Here is a 22,285-nt window from a genome sequence, read left to right on the forward strand (position 1 = left end):
TCGTCAGCCGCCGACCGGTTCGACCGCCGCCCCGCGGGCCGGCACCGGACGCGTCTCCGGCAGTAGCGCGAAGCAGCCGAGGCTGAACAGCGCGATCACCGTCAGATAGGCGCCCACGCCCCACGGGACGCGCCCCGAGTGCTGGGCGAGCGCGGTGGCCGCGATGGGTGTGAGCGCGCCGCCGAGTACCCCGCCGAGGTTGTAGCCCACCGCGGCGCCGGTGCACCGTACCCTCGGCTCGTACAGCTCCGGCAGGTACGCGGCGATCACCGCGAACATGGTGATGAACGCGACCAGCGCCCCCAGGAAGCCGAGGAACATCAGCAGGGGCGCCCCGGTCGCCAGGAGCGCGACCATCGGGAACATCCACAGCGCGGTCGCCGTACACCCCGCCAGGCACATCGGCCGCCGCCCGAACCGGTCGCCCAGCAGCGCCATCAGGGGAGTGAGGGCTCCCTTCACCGCCACAGCGGCCATGACGCAGGTCAGCATGACGGTACGGCTCACTTCCAGCCGTTCTGTCGCGTACGCCAGGGACCAGGTCGTCACCGCGTAGAACACGGCGTAGCCGACCGTGAGCGCACCGGCCGTCAGCAGCACCAGCCGCCAGTGGTGACGTACGACCTCGGCGACCGGCACGCGCGCGTGGTCCTCGATCTCCAGGAACCGCGGGCTCTCCACCAGAGACGAGCGCAGCCACAGACCGGCCACCGCCGGCACCCCGGCCGCCCAGAACGGCACGCGCCACCCCCATTGCGCGAACTGCGCGTCGGACAGCGCCGCCGACAGCGCCAGCATCACACCGTTGGCCAGCACGAACCCCAGCGCGGGCCCCACCTGCGGGAAGCTCGACCACAGTGCGCGCCGTCCGGCCGGCGCGTGCTCCGCGGTCAGCAGTACCGCCCCTCCCCACTCACCGCCGAGCCCGAGCCCCTGCAGGAACCGCAGGACGAGCAGCAGCACGGGCGCGGTCACACCGATCGCGCCGTACGTCGGCACGCAGCCGACCGCGACCGTGGAGGCGCCGGTCAGCAGCAGGGAGACGACGAGGACCGGCCGCCGCCCGTGCCGGTCCCCGATGTGCCCGAACAGCACCGAACCCAGCGGCCGGGCCGCGAACCCCACGCCGAAGGTCCCGAAGGCCGCCAGCGTCCCCGCCGCCGGCGAGAAAGTGGGGAAGAACAGCGGCCCCAGGACCAGGGCCGCCGCCGTGCCGTAGGCGAAGAAGTCGTAGAACTCGATCGCGGTTCCGGTGAGCGAGGCGGCCGCGAGCCGCAGCATGGAGGGCGCCCTTACGGTGCGTACGTCGTGCATGCCGCGTCAACTACCCACAGTGACCACGGGTTACGGGGCGCCCGGGATCGCCTCCCGAGTCAGTAGGTGACCGTGATGCGCCGCGCGGGCCCGTCGACGCGGATCGTGCCCCCGTAGGGGATGACCAGCTGGGGGTCGGTGTGGCCGAAGTCCACGTCGAAGACGGCCAGCGTGTCGGGGGCGTACGTGTGCAGCGCCCGCAGCACGGCCTCGCGCTGCTCGGCGGCGTACCGCGCGCCCCCCTCCGGGCTGTTGGGTCGCTCGAAGGACCAGGTCTTCGCGCGGGCCATCAGCAGCGCGGGAAAGCGCTGCAGCAGTCCTCGCTCGCCCATGCCGCGCAGGATCCAGAAGACCTCCGTGGCGCTCGGCAGGTCCTCCGAGGTCTCCAGCAACAGCACGCCGCCGTCGTACACCGACAGGTCGTGCGACACCTCGCGGTCGGCCATCAGCAGCCAGGAGACGATCTCCAGGTTGCCGCCCCAACTCCGGCCCTCCACCACGCGGTCGGCGCCCAGCCAGGTCCATCCGGTGCCGGGCCGGGTCGCCGGTTCCGCCTCGAAGGTCGCCGGGTCGGCCCAGTCGCGGTCGACGTCGTTCCAGCGCTCGGCGGGCCGCAGTTCGTAGGGGCCCGAGGTGAACAGCGCGGCCCGGAGGGAGTCGGCGGTCCGCGGGTGCATGGCGCCGGGCCGGCCGAGTTCGCACATCACGGTCGCGCCGTGGTAACCGACGACGCCGGTGTTGTACAGGAACGCGAGCAGGTTGGTGTTGTCGCTCGTACCGAAGAACGGCTTCGGGTTGGCCCGCAGTAACTCCCGGTCCAGCAGCGGCAGTACGGTGATCTGGTCGTCTCCGCCGATGGACGCGATGACCGCCTTGACGTCCGGGTCGGCGAAGGCCGCGTGGATGTCGTCGGCCCGATCCTGGGACGTCGCGCCCATCTTCCGCGTCGTGGGGTACTCGACCGGTTCGAGGCAGTACTCTCCGCGCAGCCGTTCCAGGCCCAGTTCGTAGGGGCGGGGGAAAAGCTCGGGCAGGCCGGCGGAGGGTGAGATGACGGCTATGCGGTCGCCGGGCGAGGGCTTGGGAGGGAGGAGGGTGTCATCATGCCGGGAGGGTACGGCTTCCTGCTCCCCTGTTTCACCGTGATAAACCGGGTCTGAGCAGCGGTCCCGGCGGACCGCCCACCCCGAACGGACCGGAGGAACCGTGCCCCGCACCCTGGCCAACGCCCCGATCATGATCCTCAACGGGCCCAACCTGAACCTGCTCGGCCAGCGCCAGCCCGAGATCTACGGCTCCGACACGCTCGCCGACGTCGAGGCCCTGTGCGCCAAGGCGGCCGCCGCGCACGGCGGCACGGTCGACTTCCGGCAGTCCAATCACGAGGGTGAGCTGGTCGACTGGATCCACGAGGCGCGGTTGGGCCACTGCGGGATCGTCATCAACCCCGGCGCCTACTCGCACACGTCGGTCGCGATTCTGGACGCACTCAACACCTGCGACGGCCTGCCGGTCCTGGAGGTCCACATCTCCAACATCCACCGGCGCGAGTCGTTCCGGCACCACTCGTACGTCTCCCTGCGCGCCGACGGCGTCATCGCCGGATGCGGCGTGCAGGGCTACGTCTTCGGCGTGGAGCGGGTCGCGGCGCTGGCGGGGGCGGCGCAGGCCGACGCGTAACCACCGGCCACGACGGGGACGCACCGCCAGCGCGCGCACGATCGCCGTTCTCCTGAACACTTCCTGTGCGGCTCGCCTGAGCCGCCGGCCGAGGGCGGGGGAACGAAAGACCGGCGGCCCAATCCGCGTGGGTGCCGTCTTCCCGCGCGTGGCTCCTTCCAGTTGAGCGCGTAACAACGCGCCCCGGGAGCGCGCACGGGGCATCAGCACGTGTGCGCTATTCACACGGGGCGCGCAAGAGCCTTACGCGCGGCGCTTGTACGGGCTCACGCGGGGCGCGAGGGTGCGGCGAACGCGCCGGATGGGCGGGACGTCACCACCCGCGCGCGTGCCACTCCGGCAGATGCGGTCGCTCGGCGCCCAGGGTCGTGTCGTTGCCGTGGCCCGGATAGACCCAGGTCTCGTCCGGCAGCACGTCGAAGATCTTCGTCTCGACGTCATGGATCAGACTGGCGAACGCCTTCGGGTCCTTGTGCGTGTTCCCGACGCCGCCCGGGAAGAGGCAGTCCCCGGTGAAGACGTGCGGGTGACCGTGCGGGTCGTCGTAGACCAGCGCGATCGAGCCCGGCGTGTGGCCGACCAGATGGCGCGCGGTGAGCTCCACACGCCCCACTCGGATGATGTCGCCGTCGTCGACGAGGACGTCGGTCGGCACCGGGATGCCGGGAGCGTCTTCCCGGCCCGCGTACGTACGGGCGCCCGTGGCCGCGACGATCTCGGCGAGCGCCTGCCAGTGGTCACCGTGCTGATGCGTGGTGACGACGGACGCGATGCCGTCGTCACCGATCATCCCGAGCAGCGTCTGCGCCTCGTTGGCGGCGTCGATCAGCAACTGCTCGTCGGTGGCCCGGCAGCGCAGCAGATAGGCGTTGTTGTCCATCGGGCCGACCGCGATCTTCGTGATCATCAGGTCCTTGAGCTCATGCACGTCGGCCGGTCCGCCGACCGTCACCTCTCCGCTGTACGTCATGGCGATCAGCCTATAGCGGGGGAGCGGTCCGAGGGCCGCTCACGTGCTACACCGGGGGCAGCGACGGAAGTGGGCCGCCCCTGACCGCGAGCCCGGAGCCGTCGCGGCGGCCGGCGAGCCAGCCGAGCAGATCGGCGGCCCGCCCCTCGACCGCGATCGGGCCGCCCTCGGCGCCGCCCCCGGTGGTCCAGATCCGGCCGTCGTCGGTACGCAGACCGGTCGAGGGTACGTCCTTGTGCCGGCCGAAGCGCTCGGCGAGGAAGTCGATCTCCCGCTCCACGAACTCCGCCGGAAGATCCTCCAGCTCGTACCCGATCCCGAGATCGACATGGTGCAGCTCGACCTCGATCCAGCGCCGGAAGGGAACCCGGGCCGCGGAGTCGGTGACCCCGTTGCGCAGCTCCACCGTGCGCGACCAGTCCGTGGGGGCGGCCCCCGCCTCCTGGAAGCGGGCGGCACTGTCGCGCAGGTCGGCGAGCTGGACGTCCAGGGGGCGCGGGGCGTCGCGCTCGATGTCGGCGTCCCGGGTCTCCGCGGAGGCGTACATGGGACGCCCCTGGAGGACGTTCACGAGCGCGTCCGCGTTGCGGGCGAGGTGGGCGAGGACGTGGCCGCGGGTCCAGCCGGGCAGCCGTGACGGCTCGGTCACAGCCGCGTCGTCCAGTGCGGCCGCTGCGGTGAGGAGCCGCTCGGTCGCTTCGCGTACAGACGCCAGGTCACGCACGTGATCCATCATGAGGCCGACCCTAGCCCCGCCACTCCTTCGGGTGAAGGTGGCGGAGCGAGCCCGCAAATCGAATGTGCGTGCTATATGGTCGGGTGCGGCGTCGGGCATGCTGGATGGCCGGGGATTGTTATGCAACCGGGGAATCCGACCGGCGTTGTCAGTGGCTCCCCCTAGTCTGAAGAAGCACGGGGGCCCCGCCCCTGTCACTTCTCTCAAGAAAGGTGCGGACCGGCGTGGCCGACCGTCTCATCGTCCGTGGCGCGCGCGAGCACAATCTGAAGAACGTCTCGCTCGACCTGCCCAGGGACTCGCTCATCGTCTTCACGGGCCTGTCCGGGTCGGGCAAGTCCTCCCTGGCCTTCGACACCATCTTCGCCGAGGGCCAGCGCCGCTACGTGGAGTCGCTCTCCTCGTACGCACGGCAGTTCCTCGGCCAGATGGACAAGCCGGATGTCGACTTCATCGAGGGCCTGTCCCCGGCGGTCTCGATCGACCAGAAGTCGACCTCGCGCAACCCGCGCTCGACGGTCGGCACGATCACCGAGGTCTACGACTACCTGCGTCTGCTCTTCGCGCGCATCGGCAAGCCCCACTGCCCCGAGTGCGGCCGGCCGATCTCGCGCCAGTCGCCGCAGGCCATCGTCGACAAGGTCCTGGAGCTGCCGGAGGGAAGCCGCTTCCAGGTGCTCTCGCCGCTGGTGCGCGAGCGCAAGGGCGAGTTCGTCGACCTGTTCGCCGACCTGCAGACCAAGGGCTACTCCCGCGCGCGCGTGGACGGCCGGACCATCCAGCTCTCCGACCCGCCGACGCTGAAGAAGCAGGAGAAGCACACCATCGAGGTGGTCATCGACCGCCTCACGGTGAAGGACTCCGCCAAGCGCCGTCTCACCGACTCCGTCGAGACCGCCCTCGGGCTGTCCGGCGGGATGGTCGTGCTCGACTTCGTCGACCTCCCCGAGGACGACCCCGAGCGCGAGCGCATGTACTCGGAGCACCTGTACTGCGCGTACGACGACCTGTCCTTCGAGGAGCTCGAGCCCCGCTCCTTCTCCTTCAACTCGCCCTTCGGCGCCTGCCCCGAGTGCACCGGCATCGGTACGCGCATGGAGGTCGACCCGGAGCTGATCGTCCCGGACGAGGACAAGTCCCTCGACGAGGGCGCCATCCACCCCTGGTCGCACGGGCACACCAAGGACTACTTCGGCCGTCTGATCGGCGCCCTCGCGGACGCGTTGGGATTCCGGACGGACATCCCCTTCGCAGGCCTGCCGCAGCGCGCCAGGAAGGCCCTGCTCCACGGCCACAAGACACAGATCGAGGTCCGCTACCGCAACAGGTACGGGCGCGAGCGCGTCTACACCACACCCTTCGAGGGAGCCGTCCCCTTCGTCAAGCGCCGGCACAGCGAGGCCGAGAGCGACGCCAGCCGCGAGCGCTTCGAGGGCTACATGCGCGAGGTGCCCTGCCCCACCTGTGAGGGCACGCGCCTGAAGCCGATCGTCCTCGCGGTCACGATCATGGGCAGGTCGATCGCCGAGGTCTCCGCGATGTCCATCAGCGACTGCGCGGACTTCCTGGGCGAGCTGAAGCTGAGCGCCCGCGACAAGAAGATCGCCGAGCGCGTGCTGAAGGAGGTCAACGAGCGGCTGCGGTTCCTGGTCGACGTCGGCCTGGACTACCTCTCGCTCAACCGCGCGGCCGGCACCCTCTCCGGCGGCGAGGCCCAGCGCATCCGCCTGGCCACCCAGATCGGCTCCGGCCTCGTCGGCGTCCTGTACGTCCTCGACGAGCCGTCCATCGGCCTGCACCAGCGTGACAACCACCGGCTGATCGAGACCCTGGTCCGGCTGCGGGACATGGGCAACACGCTGATCGTCGTCGAGCACGACGAGGACACCATCAAGGTCGCCGACTGGGTCGTCGACATCGGCCCCGGCGCGGGCGAGCACGGCGGCAAGGTCGTGCACAGCGGCTCCCTGAAGGAACTGCTCGTCAACGCCGAGTCGCAGACCGGCCAGTACCTTTCCGGCAAGAAGTCGATCCCGGTGCCGGACATCCGCCGCCCGCGCGACCCGTCCCGGCAGCTCACGGTGCACGGCGCCCGGGAGAACAACCTCCAGGACATCGACGTGTCCTTCCCGCTGGGGGTCTTCACGGCCGTCACGGGCGTGTCCGGCTCCGGCAAGTCGACGCTGGTCAACGACATCCTGTACACGCATCTGGCCCGCGAGCTGAACGGCGCGCGCAACGTGCCCGGGCGGCACACGCGCGTGAACGGCGACGACCTGGTCGACAAGGTGGTGCACGTCGACCAGTCGCCCATCGGCCGCACCCCGCGGTCGAACCCGGCGACGTACACCGGCGTCTTCGACCACATCCGCAAGCTGTTCGCGGAGACGACCGAGGCGAAGGTCCGCGGCTACATGCCCGGCCGCTTCTCCTTCAACGTCAAGGGCGGCCGCTGCGAGAACTGCGCCGGCGACGGCACCATCAAGATCGAGATGAACTTCCTCCCGGACGTCTACGTCCCGTGCGAGGTCTGCCACGGCGCCCGGTACAACCGGGAGACCCTGGAGGTCCACTACAAGGGCAAGTCCATCGCCGACGTCCTGAACATGCCGATCGAGGAGGCGATGGACTTCTTCGAGGCGGTCCCGGCCATCTCGCGGCACCTCAGGACGCTGAACGACGTCGGCCTCGGATACGTCCGTCTCGGCCAGTCCGCGACCACGCTGTCCGGCGGTGAGGCACAGCGCGTGAAGCTCGCCAGCGAGCTCCAGCGGCGCTCCACCGGCCGCACGGTCTACGTCCTGGACGAGCCGACCACCGGTCTGCACTTCGAGGACATCAGCAAGCTGCTGAAGGTCCTCTCCGGCCTGGTCGACAAGGGCAACACGGTCATCGTCATCGAGCACAACCTCGATGTGATCAAGACCGCCGACTGGGTCGTCGACATGGGTCCCGAGGGCGGCGCCGGCGGCGGCCTCGTCGTCGCGGAGGGCACCCCCGAGCAGGTCGCCGGCGTGCCGGCCAGCCACACCGGCAAGTTCCTGCGCGAGATCCTGCAGCCGGAGACGATCAGCGACGCCACACCGTCGGCGAAGGCACCGGCGAAGAGGACGACCACGGCCCGCGCCGCCAAGGCCGCCAACAACACGGCGGCCAAGAAGGCCGTTGCGGTCACCAAGAAGGTGCCCGCGCAGAAGACGACGCGGGCACGCAAGGCCTGAGCGTCCTGACAGGTCGCGGAGAATCACGGTGCCCCCCGGGAACTCCCCCGCGGGCGCCGCTCGTCAGATGTTCCCCAGCTCAGCGGCGAACGGCGGCTCCGCCCCCGCCCGTGAGCAGGTGATCGCCGCCGCGCGGGCCGCGAACCGCAGCAGCCGCGTCCAGCCGTCGGCACCCAGGGCGGCGACGGTCCCGGGGGAGAGGGCGTCCTGTGCGGACAGACCGTGCAGCAGGGCCGCGTTCACCGTGTCACCGGCGCCGATGGTGTCCACGACGTCGACCTCCACGCCGGGTACGGAGTACTGCGCGCCGTCCCGGGTGAAGACGGTGAGACCGTCGCCGCCCCGGGTGATCACCACGGCCGAGGGGCCCGCCGCCAGCCACTCGCCCGGGGTGCCGCCCAGCCACCGGGCGTCCTCCTCGGAGAGCTTCAGCAGCGTCACCGACGGCAGCCAGCTCTTGAAACGTGCTCGGTAGGCGTCCGCGTCGGGGATCAGACCCGGCCGGATGTTCGGGTCGAGGGCGGTGAACAGACCCTGCCCGGCCGCGGTCCGCATCAGTTCCTCGTACGCGCTCGCCCCCGGTTCCAGGACGAGCGAGCAGGTGCCGAAGGACACCGCGCGCGCCGTGGCGGGAAGACCCGCGGGGGCCGTGAACAGGCGGTCGGCGGTGCCCTGGACGTAGAAGGAGTAGGCGGCCGAACCGTCGGCGCCGATGGTCGCCACCGCCAGCGTGGTCGGCTCCGTGCCGCGCTGCACGGCCGAGACGTCCACGCCCGCCTGCCGCAGCCCGTCGAGCAGAGCCTCACCGAAGGCGTCGCAGGAGGTGCGGGAGCAGAAGACGGTGGGGGAGCCGAGGCGGCCGAGGGCCACGGCCGTGTTGTAGGGGCCGCCGCCGAGCGCCGGCTTGAGCCCCGCGAGGGCACCCGGGCCCTGCGGTACCAGGTCGATCAGTGCCTCACCGGCGACGACGATCACGAGTCGGTTCCTTTCTCGGGGCACCCGCACGACGTGCGATGGATGAAGGAGCAGGGCAGCCGGACGGTCCGGGCGGGCGCGGCCGGCGCGGCCAGGCGGTCGAGCAGCACCCGGACGGCCTGGGCGCCGATCTCTCTGCTGGGCTGGGCGATCGCGGTGAGCCGGGGCGAGAACAGGTCGGCCCAGGCGAAGTCGTCGAAGCAGCACAGGGCGATGTCCTCGGGCACGGACAGTCCCCGCTCGCGCAGGGCGCGCAGGGCGCCGATGGTCATCGCGTTGTTGGCGGTGAGAAGTGCCGTGGGCGCGGGGGTGAGGGCCAGCAGGGCCGCGGTGGCCCGCTCGGCGCCGGCCGACTCGGAGTTGCCGGAGACCACGAGGCGTTCGTCGTGGGCCAGCCCGGCGGCGGCGAGACCGTGCCGGTAGCCGGTGATCCGCTCGCTGGTGGTGCTGAGCCCGGGCAGGCCGGCGACCAGCCCGATCCGGCGGTGGCCGAGTCCGGCGAGGTGGGTCACGAGGCGGGTCATCGGTTCGGTGTTGTCCGCGCAGACCTGGTCGAAGCGCGGAGCGGTGTCCTTGCGGTCGTCGATCACCCGGTCCAGGAACACCGTGGGCACGGTGTGCCGGCCGAGGTAGGCGACGAGGTCGCGCGGGTCCGCGGACGGGGCGACGATCATGCCGTCCACCCGGCGCTCATGGAGGAGCTGGACGACCTTGCGCTCGTGCGCCGGGTCGTCGTGCGGGTCGGCGATGAGGAGGCTGTAGCCCTCCTCCAGGGCGGCGGCCTCGACTCCCTGGAGGATCTCCGTGAAGTACGGGTTGCTGATCGCCGACACCGCGAGCCCGACGGAGCGGGTACGGGAGGTCACCAAGGAGCGGGCGAGGGTGTTGTGCGTGTAGCCGAGCTCGTCGATGGCGTCCAGGACCGCCTGGCGGGTGCGGGGCAGCACCGGACGCGTGCCGTTGAGCACGTGCGACACGGTCGCCACGGAGACACCGGCGCTCCGGGCGACGTCGGCCATGGTGGGCATCGGATCGGGTCCCCTCCTGGGCCGCGGCGGGCTTCTGGGCGGAAGGTATCCCATTACGGCTCAGACGTAAACGTTTGCGCAAGCGTTTACGTGCGGCGGGACGGGCGATCGGCGAGGCGGGCAACCAGGTCACCTTCTTCGCTGATGGAGACCGACTTCGCTCGCCCAGCCGCCGTGCCTGCCCGTCGTATGCCGCTGCGGGCGCTCCAGGTGGGCGCGAGGTCATCATGCCGCCGTGCTTGCGGACCCTCCAGCAGGACGGCCGACCAGTCCATGGTGATCGGCCTCGTCGGCGGCCCCAGGGGTGGTGCCGGCGGAGCCGGCCGGTTCAGTCCCAGTCCCAGTCGATGCCGACGATGCCCGGCCGGGTCCGCGGCTCGACCAGGTGCACCGAGCGGTGCAGCCCGCTGAGCGGCAGCTCCTGCCGGCCGCTGCGCGGGGCCGCCGTGGAGTGCTGGGCGAACCGGTGGCAGCGCACCGGCAGCGCGCCCGCGTCGAAGCGCACCTGCAGGGCGTACTGGCCGCCGGGGAAGGCGAAGCCGCGGGCGTACTCGCGCGAGACGCCGGCCGTGCCGTCCTCGATGCCGTACCGGAAGAGGAAGGTGTCGCCGGAGCGCAGCCGGGTGTCGAAGAGCAGTTCGGCGACGAGCACACCGGTGTCCTGGTCCCAGCGGATCCGGCCGGTGCGGCAGTTCTCCAGGGCGTGCACCCTCACCCGCCGCGGCAGGCAGCCCGGGTCGCCGTGGTGGACGGCCACGAAGCGGTCCACGCCGTCCCGGTGGGCGCGCACGATGTGCTGCGACTCGTGGCCTGCCAGCTCCCGCCGCGCGCCGATCCGTATCCGCTCGTGGTGGCCGAGGGTGTGCAGCCCGCCGTCGAGGGACCAGCCCAGGTCGGCCTGGAGCCGGTCCAGGACGTCGGAGGCCTCGATCAGGGAGCGGTACGACCGGGCCGCCGGGCGCGAGGCGGCCTGACGCTCGTCGGACTCGGCGAGCAGCCGGATCAGCGACTCGTCCGGCAACTGCAGGATCTCCTCCAGCGCCCGCACGGCCCGCAGCGACTCGGGGCGCTGCGGGCGCCGGGCGCCCTGCTGCCAGTAGCTCAGGCTGGTCACGCCCACCTTGACCCCGTGGCGTGACAGATGGTGCTGCACACGCTGGAGTGGCAGTCCGCGGGCGGCGATCGCGGCGCGCAGGGCGACATGGAAGGGGCCGCCCCGCAGGGCCGTGTCCAGTTCCGCGGTGGCGAAGTCCGCGTGCTGTGTGGCGTGCCGCATGCAGAGGGGCCTTTCTGTGAAGGTTCACTACGGCTGGTCAGACCGTTCGCGGCCTTTGGGGCCACCCCGCCGGCGCCGGGGCGTCCGCACATCCGTACGCCGTATCCATGCGCCGTCGGTCACGGCCCCCGAGTTCCCCCGCATTGAAGCGTGTTGACCTTGCTCCGACAACACCTCGCGTTCGGCCGCTGACCGCACCTGGCCGAGCCGCGACCCCGGGGCGGGGCGCGGGTGCGCGGCGTTGTCCACAGGCCCGTCGCGGTGTCGGTCCCCGCCAGTAGGGTGTGAGACATGGCCGATCCCTCCAGCTACCGCCCCAAGCCGGGACAGATCCCGGACTCCCCCGGGGTGTACCGGTTCCGAGACGAGCACCGCCGGGTGATCTACGTCGGAAAGGCGAAGAGCCTGCGCCAGCGCCTGGCGAACTACTTCCAGGACCTGGCGGGCCTGCACCCCCGCACCCGGACGATGGTCACCACCGCCGCGTCCGTGGAGTGGACCGTCGTGTCCACGGAGGTCGAGGCGCTGCAGCTGGAGTACTCGTGGATCAAAGAGTACGACCCCCGGTTCAACGTCAAGTACCGCGACGACAAGAGCTACCCCTACCTCGCGGTGACGATGAGCGAGGAGTTCCCCCGCGTGCAGGTGATGCGCGGTCACAAGAAGAAGGGCGTCAGGTATTTCGGGCCGTACGCGCATGCGTGGGCCATCCGCGACACCGTCGACCTGCTGCTGCGCGTCTTCCCGGTGCGCACCTGCTCGGCCGGCGTCTTCAAGAACGCCGCCCGCACCGGACGCCCCTGCCTGCTCGGCTACATCGAGAAGTGCTCCGCGCCCTGCGTCGGCCGGATCTCCGCCGAGGACCACCGCGAACTGGCCGACGAGTTCTGCGACTTCATGGCCGGCCGCACGGGCACGTATCTGCGCCGCCTGGAGAAGCAGATGATGGCGGCGGCCGACGAGATGGAGTACGAGCGGGCCGCCCGCCTGCGCGACGACATCGAGGCCCTGAAGAAGGCCATGGAGAAGAACGCGGTCGTGCTCGCCGACGCGACCGACGCCGACCTCATCGCCGTCGCCGAGGACGAGCTGGAGGCGGCCGTCCAGATCTTCCACGTGCGCGGCGGCCGGGTGCGCGGTCAGCGCGGCTGGGTGACCGACAAGGTCGAGGAGATCACCACCGGCGCCCTCGTCGAGCACGCCCTCCAGCAGCTGTACGGCGAGGAGAGCGGCGACGCGGTCCCCAAGGAGGTGCTGGTCCCCGCCCTGCCCGAGCCGCCGGAGCCCGTGCAGGAGTGGCTGACCGAGCGCCGCGGGTCGGGCGTCTCCCTGCGCATTCCGCAGCGCGGCGACAAGAGGGCCCTGATGGAGACGGTGGAGCGCAACGCGAAGCAGGCCCTCGCCCTGCACAAGACCAAGCGCGCCTCCGACCTCACCACGCGCTCCCGCGCCCTGGAGGAGATCGCCGAAGCCCTCGACCTGGACAGCGCCCCCCTCCGCGTCGAGTGCTACGACATCTCGCACCTCCAGGGCGACGACGTGGTCGCCTCCATGGTCGTCTTCGAGGACGGCCTGCAGCGCAAGAGCGAGTACCGGCGCTTCCAGATCAAGGGATTCGCCGGGCAGGACGACGTCCGCTCCATGCACGAGGTGATCACCCGCCGCTTCCGGCGCTACCTCGCCGAGAAGGAGAGGACGGGGGAGTGGGCCGACGGCGAGGACAACGGCCTCACCGAGGAGGACGGCCGCCCGAAGAAGTTCGCCTACCCGCCCCAGCTCGTCGTCGTCGACGGTGGCCGGCCGCAGGTCGCGGCCGCCCAGCGCGCCCTGGACGAGCTCGGCATCGACGACATCGCGGTCTGCGGCCTCGCCAAGCGGCTGGAGGAGGTCTGGGTGCCGGGCGAGGACGACCCGGTGGTCCTGCCCCGCACCAGCGAGGGCCTCTACCTGCTGCAGCGCGTCCGGGACGAGGCGCACCGGTTCGCGATCAGCTACCAGCGGACCAAGCGCGCCAAGCGCTTCAGGGCGAGCCCCCTGGACGACGTCTCCGGCCTGGGCGAGACCCGCAAACAGGCGCTGATCAAGCACTTCGGGTCGGTGAAGAAGCTGCGGGCCGCCACCATCGACCAGATCCAGGAGGTGCCCGGCATAGGCCGCAAGACGGCCGAGACGATCGCCGTGGCCCTCGCCGAGGCGGCTCCGGCCGCACCCGCCGTGAACACGGCGACCGGAGAGATCATTGAAGACGAGGAACCCGGAACGACAGCGGGTGACTCGGGGGAGCCCGTGATCGCGGGCACCCCGGACGAACGACGGGGGCAGGAGCCATGACCGAGCACGAAGCACACCCCACAGCGGAGCGAGATCGGGCCCACAGGGAAACCGGTGATGATCAGTCGCAGCAGGTGGCCCAGGACAACGGAGCACAGGTGAGTACGGGCAGCGAGACAGCCGGGGTCCCCGAGACGGCCATCCCCGAGCTGGTGATCATCTCCGGTATGTCCGGAGCCGGCCGCTCGACGGCCGCCAAGTGTCTGGAGGACCTCGGCTGGTTCGTCGTCGACAACCTCCCGCCCGCCCTGATCCCCACCATGGTGGAGCTCGGCGCCCGCTCGCAGGGCAACGTGGCGCGGATCGCGGTCGTCGTCGACGTACGCGGCCGGCGCTTCTTCGACAACCTGCGCGAGTCCCTCGCGGACCTCGACACCCGGGGCGTCACCCGGCGGATCGTCTTCCTGGAGTCCTCCGACGAGGCCCTGGTGCGCCGGTTCGAGTCGGTGCGCCGCCCGCACCCCCTGCAGGGCGACGGCCGGATCGTCGACGGCATCGCCGCCGAGCGGGAGCTGCTGCGCGAGCTGCGCGGCGACGCCGACCTGGTCATCGACACCTCCAGCCTCAACGTGCACGAGCTGCGCGCCAAGATGGACGCCCAGTTCGCCGGCGACGAGGAGCCCGAGCTGCGGGCCACCGTGATGTCCTTCGGCTTCAAGTACGGCCTGCCGGTCGACGCCGACCTGGTCGCGGACATGCGTTTCCTGCCCAACCCGCACTGGGTCCCGGAGCTGCGCCCGTTCACCGGCCTCAACGAGGAGGTGGCCGCGTACGTCTTCAACCAGCCCGGCGCCAAGGAGTTCCTCGACCGGTACGCGGAACTGCTGCGGCTCATCGCGGCCGGCTACCGCCGTGAGGGCAAGCGGTATGTGACCATCGCGATCGGCTGCACCGGTGGCAAGCACCGCTCGGTCGCCATGTCGGAGAAGCTCGCCGCGCGCCTCGCGGCCGAGGGTGTGGAGACGGTGGTCGTACACCGGGACATGGGACGGGAATGACGGAACGCACACCGCGGCTGAGCAGGCTGCGCCGGATGGTGCCGGAGGCCCGCGCGAGCCGGTCCGCCGAGGTCCGCGGCGCCAGGCCGCGCCGGCGCGGCGCCCAGCCCAAGGTCGTCGCCCTCGGCGGCGGCATGGGCCTGTCCGCCTCGCTCGCCGCGCTGCGCCGGATCACCGGCGACCTCACCGCCGTCGTCACCGTGGCCGACGACGGCGGCTCCAGCGGGCGCCTGCGCGACGAGCTCGGCGTGCTGCCGCCCGGCGACCTGCGCAAGGCGTTGGCCGCGCTGTGCGGGGACGACGACTGGGGCCAGACCTGGGCCCGGGTCATCCAGCACCGCTTCCAGTCCCAGGGCGACCTGCACGACCACGCGGTCGGCAACCTGCTGATCGTCGCTCTGTGGGAGCAGCTCGGCGACCACGTGCAGGCCCTGGACCTGGTCGGCAGGCTGCTGGGCGCGCACGGCCGCGTGCTGCCCATGTCGGCCGTGCCGCTGGAGCTCCAGGCCCTGGTGAAGGGGCACGACCCCGGCCGGCCCGAGGACGTGGACACCGTCCGCGGCCAGGCCACCGTCGCCCTGACCCCGGGCGAGGTGCAGTCCGTGCACCTCGTGCCGCACGACCCGCCCGCCGTCCCGGAGGCCGTCGCCGCCGTCCTGGACGCGGACTGGGTGGTGCTCGGCCCGGGCTCCTGGTTCTCCTCGGTCATCCCGCACCTGCTCGTCCCCGAGCTCCTGGACGCGCTCACCCAGACCAAGGCGCGCCGCGTCCTCTCCCTGAACCTCGCCCCGCAGCCCGGAGAAACCGAGGGGTTCTCTCCGCAGCGTCATTTGGAGGTTTTGGGGCGACACGCCCCTAAACTCGCCCTGGACGTGGTGCTGGCCGACGAGGCCGCCGTGCCCGACCGCGACTCGCTCACCGAGGCCGCCAAGCGGCTGGGAGCCGCGGTCGAGCTGGCGCCCGTGGCCCGGACCGACGGGACCCCGAGGCACGACCCGGAGCTGTTGGCCGCCGCGTACGACCGTATTTTTCGGATGCATGGAAGGATCGGCCCATGGCGATGACGGCAGCGGTGAAGGACGAGATCTCCCGGCTCCCCGTCACCCGGACCTGCTGCAGGAAGGCGGAGGTCTCCGCCCTTCTGCGGTTCGCCGGCGGCCTCCACCTGGTGAGCGGGCGCATCGTGATCGAGGCGGAGCTGGACACCGCGATGGCGGCCCGCCGCCTCAAGCGGGACATCCTGGAGATCTTCGGCCACGGCTCCGAGCTGATCGTGATGGCACCCGGCGGGCTGCGCCGCGGCTCGCGGTACGTCGTGCGGGTGGTCGCGGGCGGCGACCAGCTGGCCCGGCAGACCGGCCTGGTGGACGGCCGGGGCCGTCCGATCCGGGGCCTGCCCCCGCAGGTGGTCTCGGGGGCCACCTGTGACGCCGAGGCGGCCTGGCGCGGAGCCTTCCTGGCGCACGGCTCGCTGACCGAGCCCGGCCGTTCCTCCTCCCTGGAGGTGACCTGCCCCGGTCCCGAGGCCGCGCTCGCGCTGGTCGGCGCCGCCCGCCGGCTGTCGATCGCGGCGAAGGCCCGTGAGGTGCGGGGCGTGGACCGGGTGGTCGTCCGCGACGGCGACGCGATCGGTGCCCTGCTCACCCGGCTCGGCGCGCACGAGTCCGTGCTGGCCTGGGAGGAGCGCCGGATGCGCCGCGAGGTGCGGGCCACGGCGAACCGTCTCGCCAACTTCGACGACGCCAACCTGCGCCGCTCGGCCCGCGCCGCCGTGGCCGCCGGTGCCCGCGTGCAGCGGGCGCTGGAGATCCTGGGCGACGAGGTTCCCGAGCACCTCGCCGCCGCCGGGCGACTGCGCATGGAGCACAAGCAGGCCTCCCTGGAGGAGCTGGGCGCCCTCGCCGACCCGCCGCTGACGAAGGACGCGGTCGCGGGCCGTATCCGCCGGCTGCTGGCGATGGCCGACAAGCGCGCCGCCGACCTGGGTATTCCGGGGACGGAGGCCAACCTCAACGAGGAGCTGGCGGACAACCTCGTGGGCTGAATGACGGCTCGTCAGCCCGCCGGTGCCGGCGCCCATTCGGGTGATCGGCACCGGCGTTTCGCTGTCCTTGAGGCGCCCTTGACTCGATCATGATGTGTCATGAGCCTGGCAGATGTTCGCCGCTGTGGCGGACCACGGCTAAGGGGGGTCATGAGACACAGAGCGAGATCGATCCTCGCTGTCGGCGCGCTTCTGCTCGGCGGAGCGAGCCTCGCACCCATCGCCCAGGCACAGAGCGGTACATCCGCTCGACCCGACCCGGACGCGGTCAAAGTCTTCCGCGCCGAAGTCACCCAGAAGCAGGTACCCCTGCTGCTCGCGGCCGGGCAGGACGGCCATGAACTCGGCGACCAGGTAACCGGATCCGGGAAGCACACCGTCGAGCTCTACCTCACCGACAAGCAGGCCAAGAAGCTCGGGAAACAGGGCGTCGACCTCACCGAGCACACCCTTTCGGCGAAGGCGGCCACCCGCGTCGAGGACGCGGCCCAGGGCGTGTTCCGCCCGTACAGCGGCAGCGGCGGCCTGAAGGAGGAGATCCTCCGCACCGGCCAGGAGAACCCCGGCCTCACCAAGGTCGAGTCCATCGGCAGGACCGTGGGCGGCCAGGACATCCTCGCGCTGAAACTGACCAAGAACGCGAAGAAGTCCAAGGACGGCTCCAAGCCCTCCGTGCTGTACCTGTCCAACCAGCACGCGCGCGAGTGGATCACGCCGGAGACGACCCGGCGCCTGATGCACTACTACCTGGACCACTACAAGACCGACAAGCGGGTCAAGAAGATCGTCGACTCGACCGAGCTGTGGTTCGTGCTCTCGGCCAACCCCGACGGCTACGACTACACCTTCAAGAACTCCGACACCCGCCTGTGGCGCAAGAACCTGCGGGACATCAACGGCGACGGCGTCGTCTCCACCGGCGACGGCGTCGACCTCAACCGCAACTTCGCCTACAAGTGGGGCTACGACGACGAGGGTTCGTCCCCCAACCCCACCAGCGAGACGTACCGCGGCCCGAGCCCGGAGTCCGAGCCCGAGACCAAGGCGCTGGACGGCCTCGAAAAGCGCATCGGCTTCACGTACGGCATCAACTACCACTCGGCCGCCGAACTCCTCCTCTACGGCGTCGGCTGGCAGGTCGCCACTCCGACCCCGGACGACGTCCTCTACAAGGCGCTCGCCGGCACCCCGGACAACTCCGCGGTTCCGGGCTACCACCCGCAGGTCTCCTCGGAGCTGTACACCACCAACGGCGAGGCGGACGGTCACGCCTCCAACGTCAACGGCATGGCGATGTTCACGCCCGAGATGTCGACCTGCCAGACCGCGTCGAACCTCGACCCGAACGACGCCTGGAAGGCGTCCGACTGCCAGTCGGTCTTCAACTTCCCCGACGACAAGAAGCTGATCCAGCAGGAGTTCACCAAGAACATCCCGTTCGCGCTCTCCGTCGCCGAGACCGCCGCCCACCCCGACAAGCCGGCCTCCTCGGTCGGCCTGAGCGCCGCCGACTTCACCCCGGCGACGTTCTCCACGTCGTATTCGCGCGGCGCCGACCAGCAGGTCTCGGTCGTCGTCCGCAAGTCGGTGCGCGACAAGGAGCTCAAGTACCGCGTCAACGGCGGCCGCACGCTGGACCAGGCGCTCAGGCCCTGGAAGGGCGGCGAGACCTACGGCGGTGAGGACAACCTCTACTTCGACGAGTACCGGGCCAAGGTCCAGGACGGCGGGCCCGGCGACAAGGTCGAGGTGTGGTTCACCGGCGAGACGAGGAGCGGCAGGCCCACCTCCAGCGCGCACTTCACGTACACCGTGGCCAAGCGGCCCAAGGCGGACACCCTCGTGGTCGCCGAGGAGGGCGCGGCCGCCACACAGGCGCGCAAGTACGTGGACGCGCTGAAGGCCAACGGCCGCAAGGCGATCGTCTGGGACGCCGCCACCCGGGGCGCGCCCGACGCGCTCGGCGTGCTGAAGCACTTCGGGACCGTCGTCCACTACTCCGGCGCGAGCGGCCCGGGCAACGCCACCCAGCTCCAGCTGCGCTCCTACCTCAACGAGGGCGGCAAGCTGGTCGAGGCCGGTGAACTCGCCGGAGGCAGCGTCGCCCTCGCCGACGGCACCCCGTCGGACGACTTCAGCCAGTACTACCTCGGCGCCTACTCGCGCACGTCGCTCTCCGGGGCCACCGGCTTCACCGGTTCAGGCGAACTCGGCGGCTATGCGGGGGCCCTCGGCGACGCGCCCGGCAACCCGCTCGACAAAGCCGGCACCTACAGCGTCACCTCCGACGAACTGCCCACGTCCGCCCATCCGCAGTTCGCCAGTGCGGGCGCGGGACAGTTCGCCGGGACGGTCAACCCGTACGGGCCGTACACGGGCTCCTACATGGCCGCCGCGGTGCACACCGACGACGCCTACAAACGCCTCACCCGCACCGTCGACCTCACCGGTGTCAGCGCCGCCGACAAGCCCACGCTGAGCACCCGGCTGCTGTGGGACACCGAGCCCGGCTACGACCACGTGGTGGTCGAGGCACACACCACCGGCGCCGACGACTGGACGACGCTCCCGGAGGCGGGCGGCGCCACCTCCACCGCGGTGCCGACCGACTGCGAGGCCGGGTTCCTGGTCAACGAGCACCCGTGGCTCAAGCACTACCTGACCTCCGCCGCCAGTGGCTGCACGGCGACCGGCAGCACCGGCTCGTGGAGCAGCCTCACCGGCGGCTCGGGCGGCTGGCGGGCGGTCAGCTTCGACCTGAGCGGCTACGCCGGGAAACCGGTCGAGGTCTCGATCAGCTACATCACCGACCCGGGCACCGGCGGCCGAGGCGTCCTCGCCGACGACGCCTCGCTCGTCGTCGGCGGCACGGCCAAGGAGACCGAGGGCTTCGAGACGTCCCTGGGCGCCTGGAGCGTGACCGGACCGCCCTCCGGCAGTCCGGCGGTCCTGAAGGACTGGACCCGCACCGGTGCCCTCTTCAAGACGTACGGAGCGGTCACCACTGACCGGACCGTGCTGCTCGGCTTCGGCCTGGAACAGGTCCCGGTGGCAGCTGACCGCACTGCCCTGGTCGGGAAGGCTCTGGCGGCACTCGACAAGTGAGCCGACGCGCTCACGAACGAGTGATCCAGGTGGTCAACCGGCACTGACACTCCATAGCGAAACGGGGTGATCCCGGCGCAGCGCCGGGGCGGTCCGTACCCCTACTGGCGGGTACGGACCGCAGTGCCGTGTATGGGGCATCTGGATGTCACCACCGGGCTCCCAGGAAGGTAGGGTCGGGGGTGGTCGGGGACATCCCATACAGCTCGCCGGTCTCGAAACCGGCGTACCAACGAGGAGATCGGTTCGTGACGATCCGCGTAGGCATCAACGGCTTTGGCCGCATCGGTCGTAACTACTTCCGCGCGCTGCTGGAGCAGGGTGCGGACATCGAGATCGTGGCTGTCAACGACCTGGGTGACACCGCGACCACTGCCCACCTGCTGAAGTACGACACCATCCTGGGCCGCCTCAAGCAGGAGGTCACCCACACCGCCGACACGATCACCGTCGACGACAAGACCATCAAGGTCCTCTCGGAGCGCAACCCCGCCGACATCCCGTGGGGCGAGCTGGGCGTCGACATCGTCATCGAGTCGACCGGCATCTTCACCAAGAAGGAAGACGCCGCGAAGCACATCGCCGGCGGCGCGAAGAAGGTCCTCATCTCGGCCCCGGCCAAGGACGAGGACATCACCATCGTGATGGGCGTCAACCAGGACAAGTACGACCCGGCGAACCACCACGTCATCTCCAACGCCTCCTGCACCACCAACTGTGTGGCGCCGATGGCGAAGGTCCTCGACGAGAACTTCGGCATCGTCAAGGGCCTGATGACGACGGTGCACGCGTACACGAACGACCAGCGCATCCTGGACTTCCCGCACAAGGACCTGCGCCGCGCCCGTGCCGCCGCCGAGAACATCATCCCGACCACCACGGGTGCCGCGAAGGCCACCGCGCTGGTTCTGCCGCAGCTCAAGGGCAAGCTGGACGGCATCGCCATGCGCGTCCCGGTCCCGACCGGCTCGGTCACCGACCTCGTCGTCGAGCTCTCCCGCGAGGTCACCAAGGAAGAGATCAACGCCGCCTTCCAGAAGGCCGCCGAGGGCGAGCTGAAGGGTCTCCTCGACTACACCGAGGACCCGATCGTCTCCTCCGACATCGTCAACGCCCCGGCGTCCTGCACCTTCGACTCCTCCCTGACCATGGTCCAGGAGGGCAAGAACGTGAAGATCATCGGCTGGTACGACAACGAGTGGGGCTACTCCAACCGCCTCGTCGACCTGACGGTCTTCGTCGGCAACCAGCTCTGATCGCCGAAGCAGGCACCTCGGTGTGAGGACAGGGCTCGGGCAGCGCATGATCGTGCTGTCCGAGCCCTGACTCACGTGCAGATCAGGCCCACTTTACGATCACGAGCATCACGAGTCCTCCTCAGGAGTCCCCCTCAATGAAGACGATCGACGAACTACTCGCCGACGGCGTGGACGGCAAGCGGGTCTTCGTCCGTGCCGACCTCAACGTGCCGCTCTCCGGCGGCACCATCACCGACGACGGCCGTATCCGCGCCGTCCTGCCCACCGTCAAGGCCCTCGCCGACGCGGGCGCCAAGGTGGTCGTCGCCTCGCACCTGGGCCGCCCCAAGGGCGCCCCGGACCCGGCCTTCTCCCTCGCCCCCGCCGCCTCGCGCCTCGGTGAACTCCTCGGCTCCGCCGTGGCGTTCGCGACCGACACGGTCGGCGAGTCCGCCAGGGCCACCGTCGCGGGCCTGACGGGCGGCCAGGTCGCCGTCATCGAGAACCTGCGCTTCAACCCGGGCGAGACCAGCAAGGACGACGCCGAGCGCGGCGCCTTCGCCGACCAGCTCGCCGAACTCGCCGACGTGTACGTCAGCGACGGGTTCGGCGCGGTCCACCGGGGCCACGCCTCCGTGTACGACCTGCCGGCCCGCCTGCCGCACTACGCCGGTCATCTCATCGCCACCGAGGTCGGCGTCCTGAAGAAGCTCACCGAGGACGTCAAGCGCCCCTACGTCGTCGCCCTCGGCGGCGCCAAGGTCTCCGACAAGCTCGCCGTCATCGACCAGCTGCTCGGCAAGGCCGACCGCCTGCTCATCGGCGGCGGCATGGCCTACACCTTCCTCAAGGCCAAGGGCTACGAGGTCGGCATCTCCCTCCTTCAGGAGGACCAGGTCCCGGTCGTCAGGGAGTACATGGAGCGCGCCGAGAAGCAGGGCGTGGAGCTGGTGCTCCCCGTCGACGTCGTGGTCGCCCGGGAGTTCCCGGACCTGAAGGCGAAGGCGCCCACCGAGCACACCGTGGTCGACGCGGACAAGATCCCCGCCGACCAGGAGGGCCTGGACATCGGCCCGAAGACCCGCGAGCTGTACGCCACGAAGCTCGCCGACGCCCAGACCGTCTTCTGGAACGGTCCGATGGGTGTCTTCGAGCACCCCGACTACGCCGAGGGCACCAAGGCGGTCGCCCAGACCCTCGTCGACTCGAACGGCTTCACCGTCGTCGGCGGCGGCGACTCCGCCGCGGCCGTGCGTACGCTCGGCTTCGACGAGAACGCTTTCGGCCACATCTCGACCGGTGGTGGCGCCTCCCTCGAATACCTCGAGGGCAAGACGCTCCCCGGCCTCGCCGCACTGGAGGACTGACC

The 22,285-nt window shown here is 70.8% G+C and carries 16 protein-coding genes; 9 read left to right on the forward strand and 7 right to left on the reverse strand.

Translation table 11 applies throughout. From position 1 onward, the window contains the following. Positions 1–3: 3 nt before the first annotated feature. Both ACIBBH_RS02505 and ACIBBH_RS02510 read right to left on the reverse strand, forming a co-directional pair. Positions 4–1,314 (reverse strand): MFS transporter, encoded by a 1,311-nt coding sequence (locus ACIBBH_RS02505; protein WP_399401111.1) that lies wholly within the window; start codon positions 1,312–1,314, stop codon positions 4–6. A 59-nt stretch (positions 1,315–1,373) separates the two neighbouring features. Beyond that, complete coding sequence (locus tag ACIBBH_RS02510; protein WP_399401480.1) at positions 1,374–2,375, reverse strand: S66 peptidase family protein; 1,002 nt, start codon at positions 2,373–2,375, stop codon at positions 1,374–1,376. Between the two features lie 145 nt (positions 2,376–2,520). Here ACIBBH_RS02510 and aroQ point away from each other — a divergent pair, with 145 nt between their 5' ends. Beyond that, a complete protein-coding gene (gene aroQ / locus ACIBBH_RS02515) occupies positions 2,521–2,994 on the forward strand; it encodes a type II 3-dehydroquinate dehydratase (RefSeq protein WP_399401113.1) in 474 nt (157 codons plus the stop codon). 313 nt (positions 2,995–3,307) lie between these two features. On the opposite strand, the gene ACIBBH_RS02520 is transcribed toward aroQ, so the two are convergent. Both ACIBBH_RS02520 and ACIBBH_RS02525 read right to left on the reverse strand, forming a co-directional pair. Then, positions 3,308–3,964 carry an MBL fold metallo-hydrolase gene (locus ACIBBH_RS02520; protein ID WP_399401115.1) on the reverse strand — a complete coding sequence of 219 codons (657 nt, stop codon included), beginning with the start codon at positions 3,962–3,964 and terminating at the stop codon, positions 3,308–3,310. 46 nt (positions 3,965–4,010) lie between these two features. Continuing rightward, positions 4,011–4,700 (reverse strand): maleylpyruvate isomerase family mycothiol-dependent enzyme, encoded by a 690-nt coding sequence (locus tag ACIBBH_RS02525; RefSeq protein ID WP_399401117.1) that lies wholly within the window; start codon positions 4,698–4,700, stop codon positions 4,011–4,013. Between the two features lie 224 nt (positions 4,701–4,924). Between ACIBBH_RS02525 and uvrA the strand changes: the two genes are divergently transcribed. Next, positions 4,925–7,921, forward strand: coding sequence for an excinuclease ABC subunit UvrA (uvrA, locus tag ACIBBH_RS02530; protein ID WP_399401119.1), 2,997 nt, complete (start codon positions 4,925–4,927; stop codon positions 7,919–7,921). 63 nt (positions 7,922–7,984) lie between these two features. On the opposite strand, the gene ACIBBH_RS02535 is transcribed toward uvrA, so the two are convergent. The 3 genes from ACIBBH_RS02535 to ACIBBH_RS02545 form a co-directional block, all read right to left on the reverse strand. Beyond that, positions 7,985–8,896, reverse strand: coding sequence for a carbohydrate kinase (locus tag ACIBBH_RS02535; RefSeq protein WP_399401121.1), 912 nt, complete (start codon positions 8,894–8,896; stop codon positions 7,985–7,987). Next, positions 8,893–9,924, reverse strand: a complete 1,032-nt coding sequence (locus tag ACIBBH_RS02540; protein WP_399401123.1) for a LacI family DNA-binding transcriptional regulator — start codon at positions 9,922–9,924, stop codon at positions 8,893–8,895. The genes ACIBBH_RS02535 and ACIBBH_RS02540 overlap by 4 nt, the downstream gene beginning before the upstream one ends. Positions 9,925–10,252: 328 nt before the next feature. After that, on the reverse strand, positions 10,253–11,200 hold the full coding sequence (locus ACIBBH_RS02545) for a hypothetical protein (protein WP_399401125.1): 948 nt from the start codon (positions 11,198–11,200) through the stop codon (positions 10,253–10,255). Positions 11,201–11,491: 291 nt separating this feature from the next. Here ACIBBH_RS02545 and uvrC point away from each other — a divergent pair, with 291 nt between their 5' ends. The 7 genes from uvrC to ACIBBH_RS02580 all read left to right on the forward strand — a co-directional run bounded on the left by uvrC (position 11,492) and on the right by ACIBBH_RS02580 (position 22,283). After that, positions 11,492–13,531, forward strand: coding sequence for an excinuclease ABC subunit UvrC (gene uvrC / locus ACIBBH_RS02550; protein WP_399401127.1), 2,040 nt, complete (start codon positions 11,492–11,494; stop codon positions 13,529–13,531). Beyond that, the gene (gene rapZ / locus ACIBBH_RS02555) at positions 13,528–14,529 is read left to right on the forward strand and encodes an RNase adapter RapZ (protein ID WP_399401129.1); all 1,002 of its coding nucleotides are present in this window, start codon (positions 13,528–13,530) and stop codon (positions 14,527–14,529) included. The genes uvrC and rapZ overlap by 4 nt, the downstream gene beginning before the upstream one ends. Further along, a complete protein-coding gene (gene yvcK / locus ACIBBH_RS02560; RefSeq protein ID WP_399401131.1) occupies positions 14,526–15,593 on the forward strand; it encodes a uridine diphosphate-N-acetylglucosamine-binding protein YvcK in 1,068 nt (355 codons plus the stop codon). Before rapZ ends, yvcK begins: the two co-directional genes overlap by 4 nt. Further along, entirely contained in the window at positions 15,584–16,573 is a 990-nt protein-coding gene (gene whiA / locus ACIBBH_RS02565; RefSeq protein ID WP_399401132.1) for a DNA-binding protein WhiA, read from the forward strand. The genes yvcK and whiA overlap by 10 nt, the downstream gene beginning before the upstream one ends. A 150-nt stretch (positions 16,574–16,723) precedes the next feature. After that, positions 16,724–19,678: a M14 family zinc carboxypeptidase gene (locus ACIBBH_RS02570; RefSeq protein WP_399401134.1), complete on the forward strand. Its 2,955-nt coding sequence runs from the start codon at positions 16,724–16,726 to the stop codon at positions 19,676–19,678. A 248-nt stretch (positions 19,679–19,926) separates the two neighbouring features. Then, positions 19,927–20,934, forward strand: coding sequence for a type I glyceraldehyde-3-phosphate dehydrogenase (gene gap, locus ACIBBH_RS02575; RefSeq protein ID WP_399401136.1), 1,008 nt, complete (start codon positions 19,927–19,929; stop codon positions 20,932–20,934). 137 nt (positions 20,935–21,071) lie between these two features. Next, entirely contained in the window at positions 21,072–22,283 is a 1,212-nt protein-coding gene (locus ACIBBH_RS02580) for a phosphoglycerate kinase (RefSeq protein WP_399401138.1), read from the forward strand. Positions 22,284–22,285 lie beyond the last annotated feature (2 nt).

This window comes from Streptomyces sp. NPDC051636 (assembly GCF_044453765.1).
In the GTDB taxonomy this organism is placed as follows: domain Bacteria; phylum Actinomycetota; class Actinomycetes; order Streptomycetales; family Streptomycetaceae; genus Streptomyces.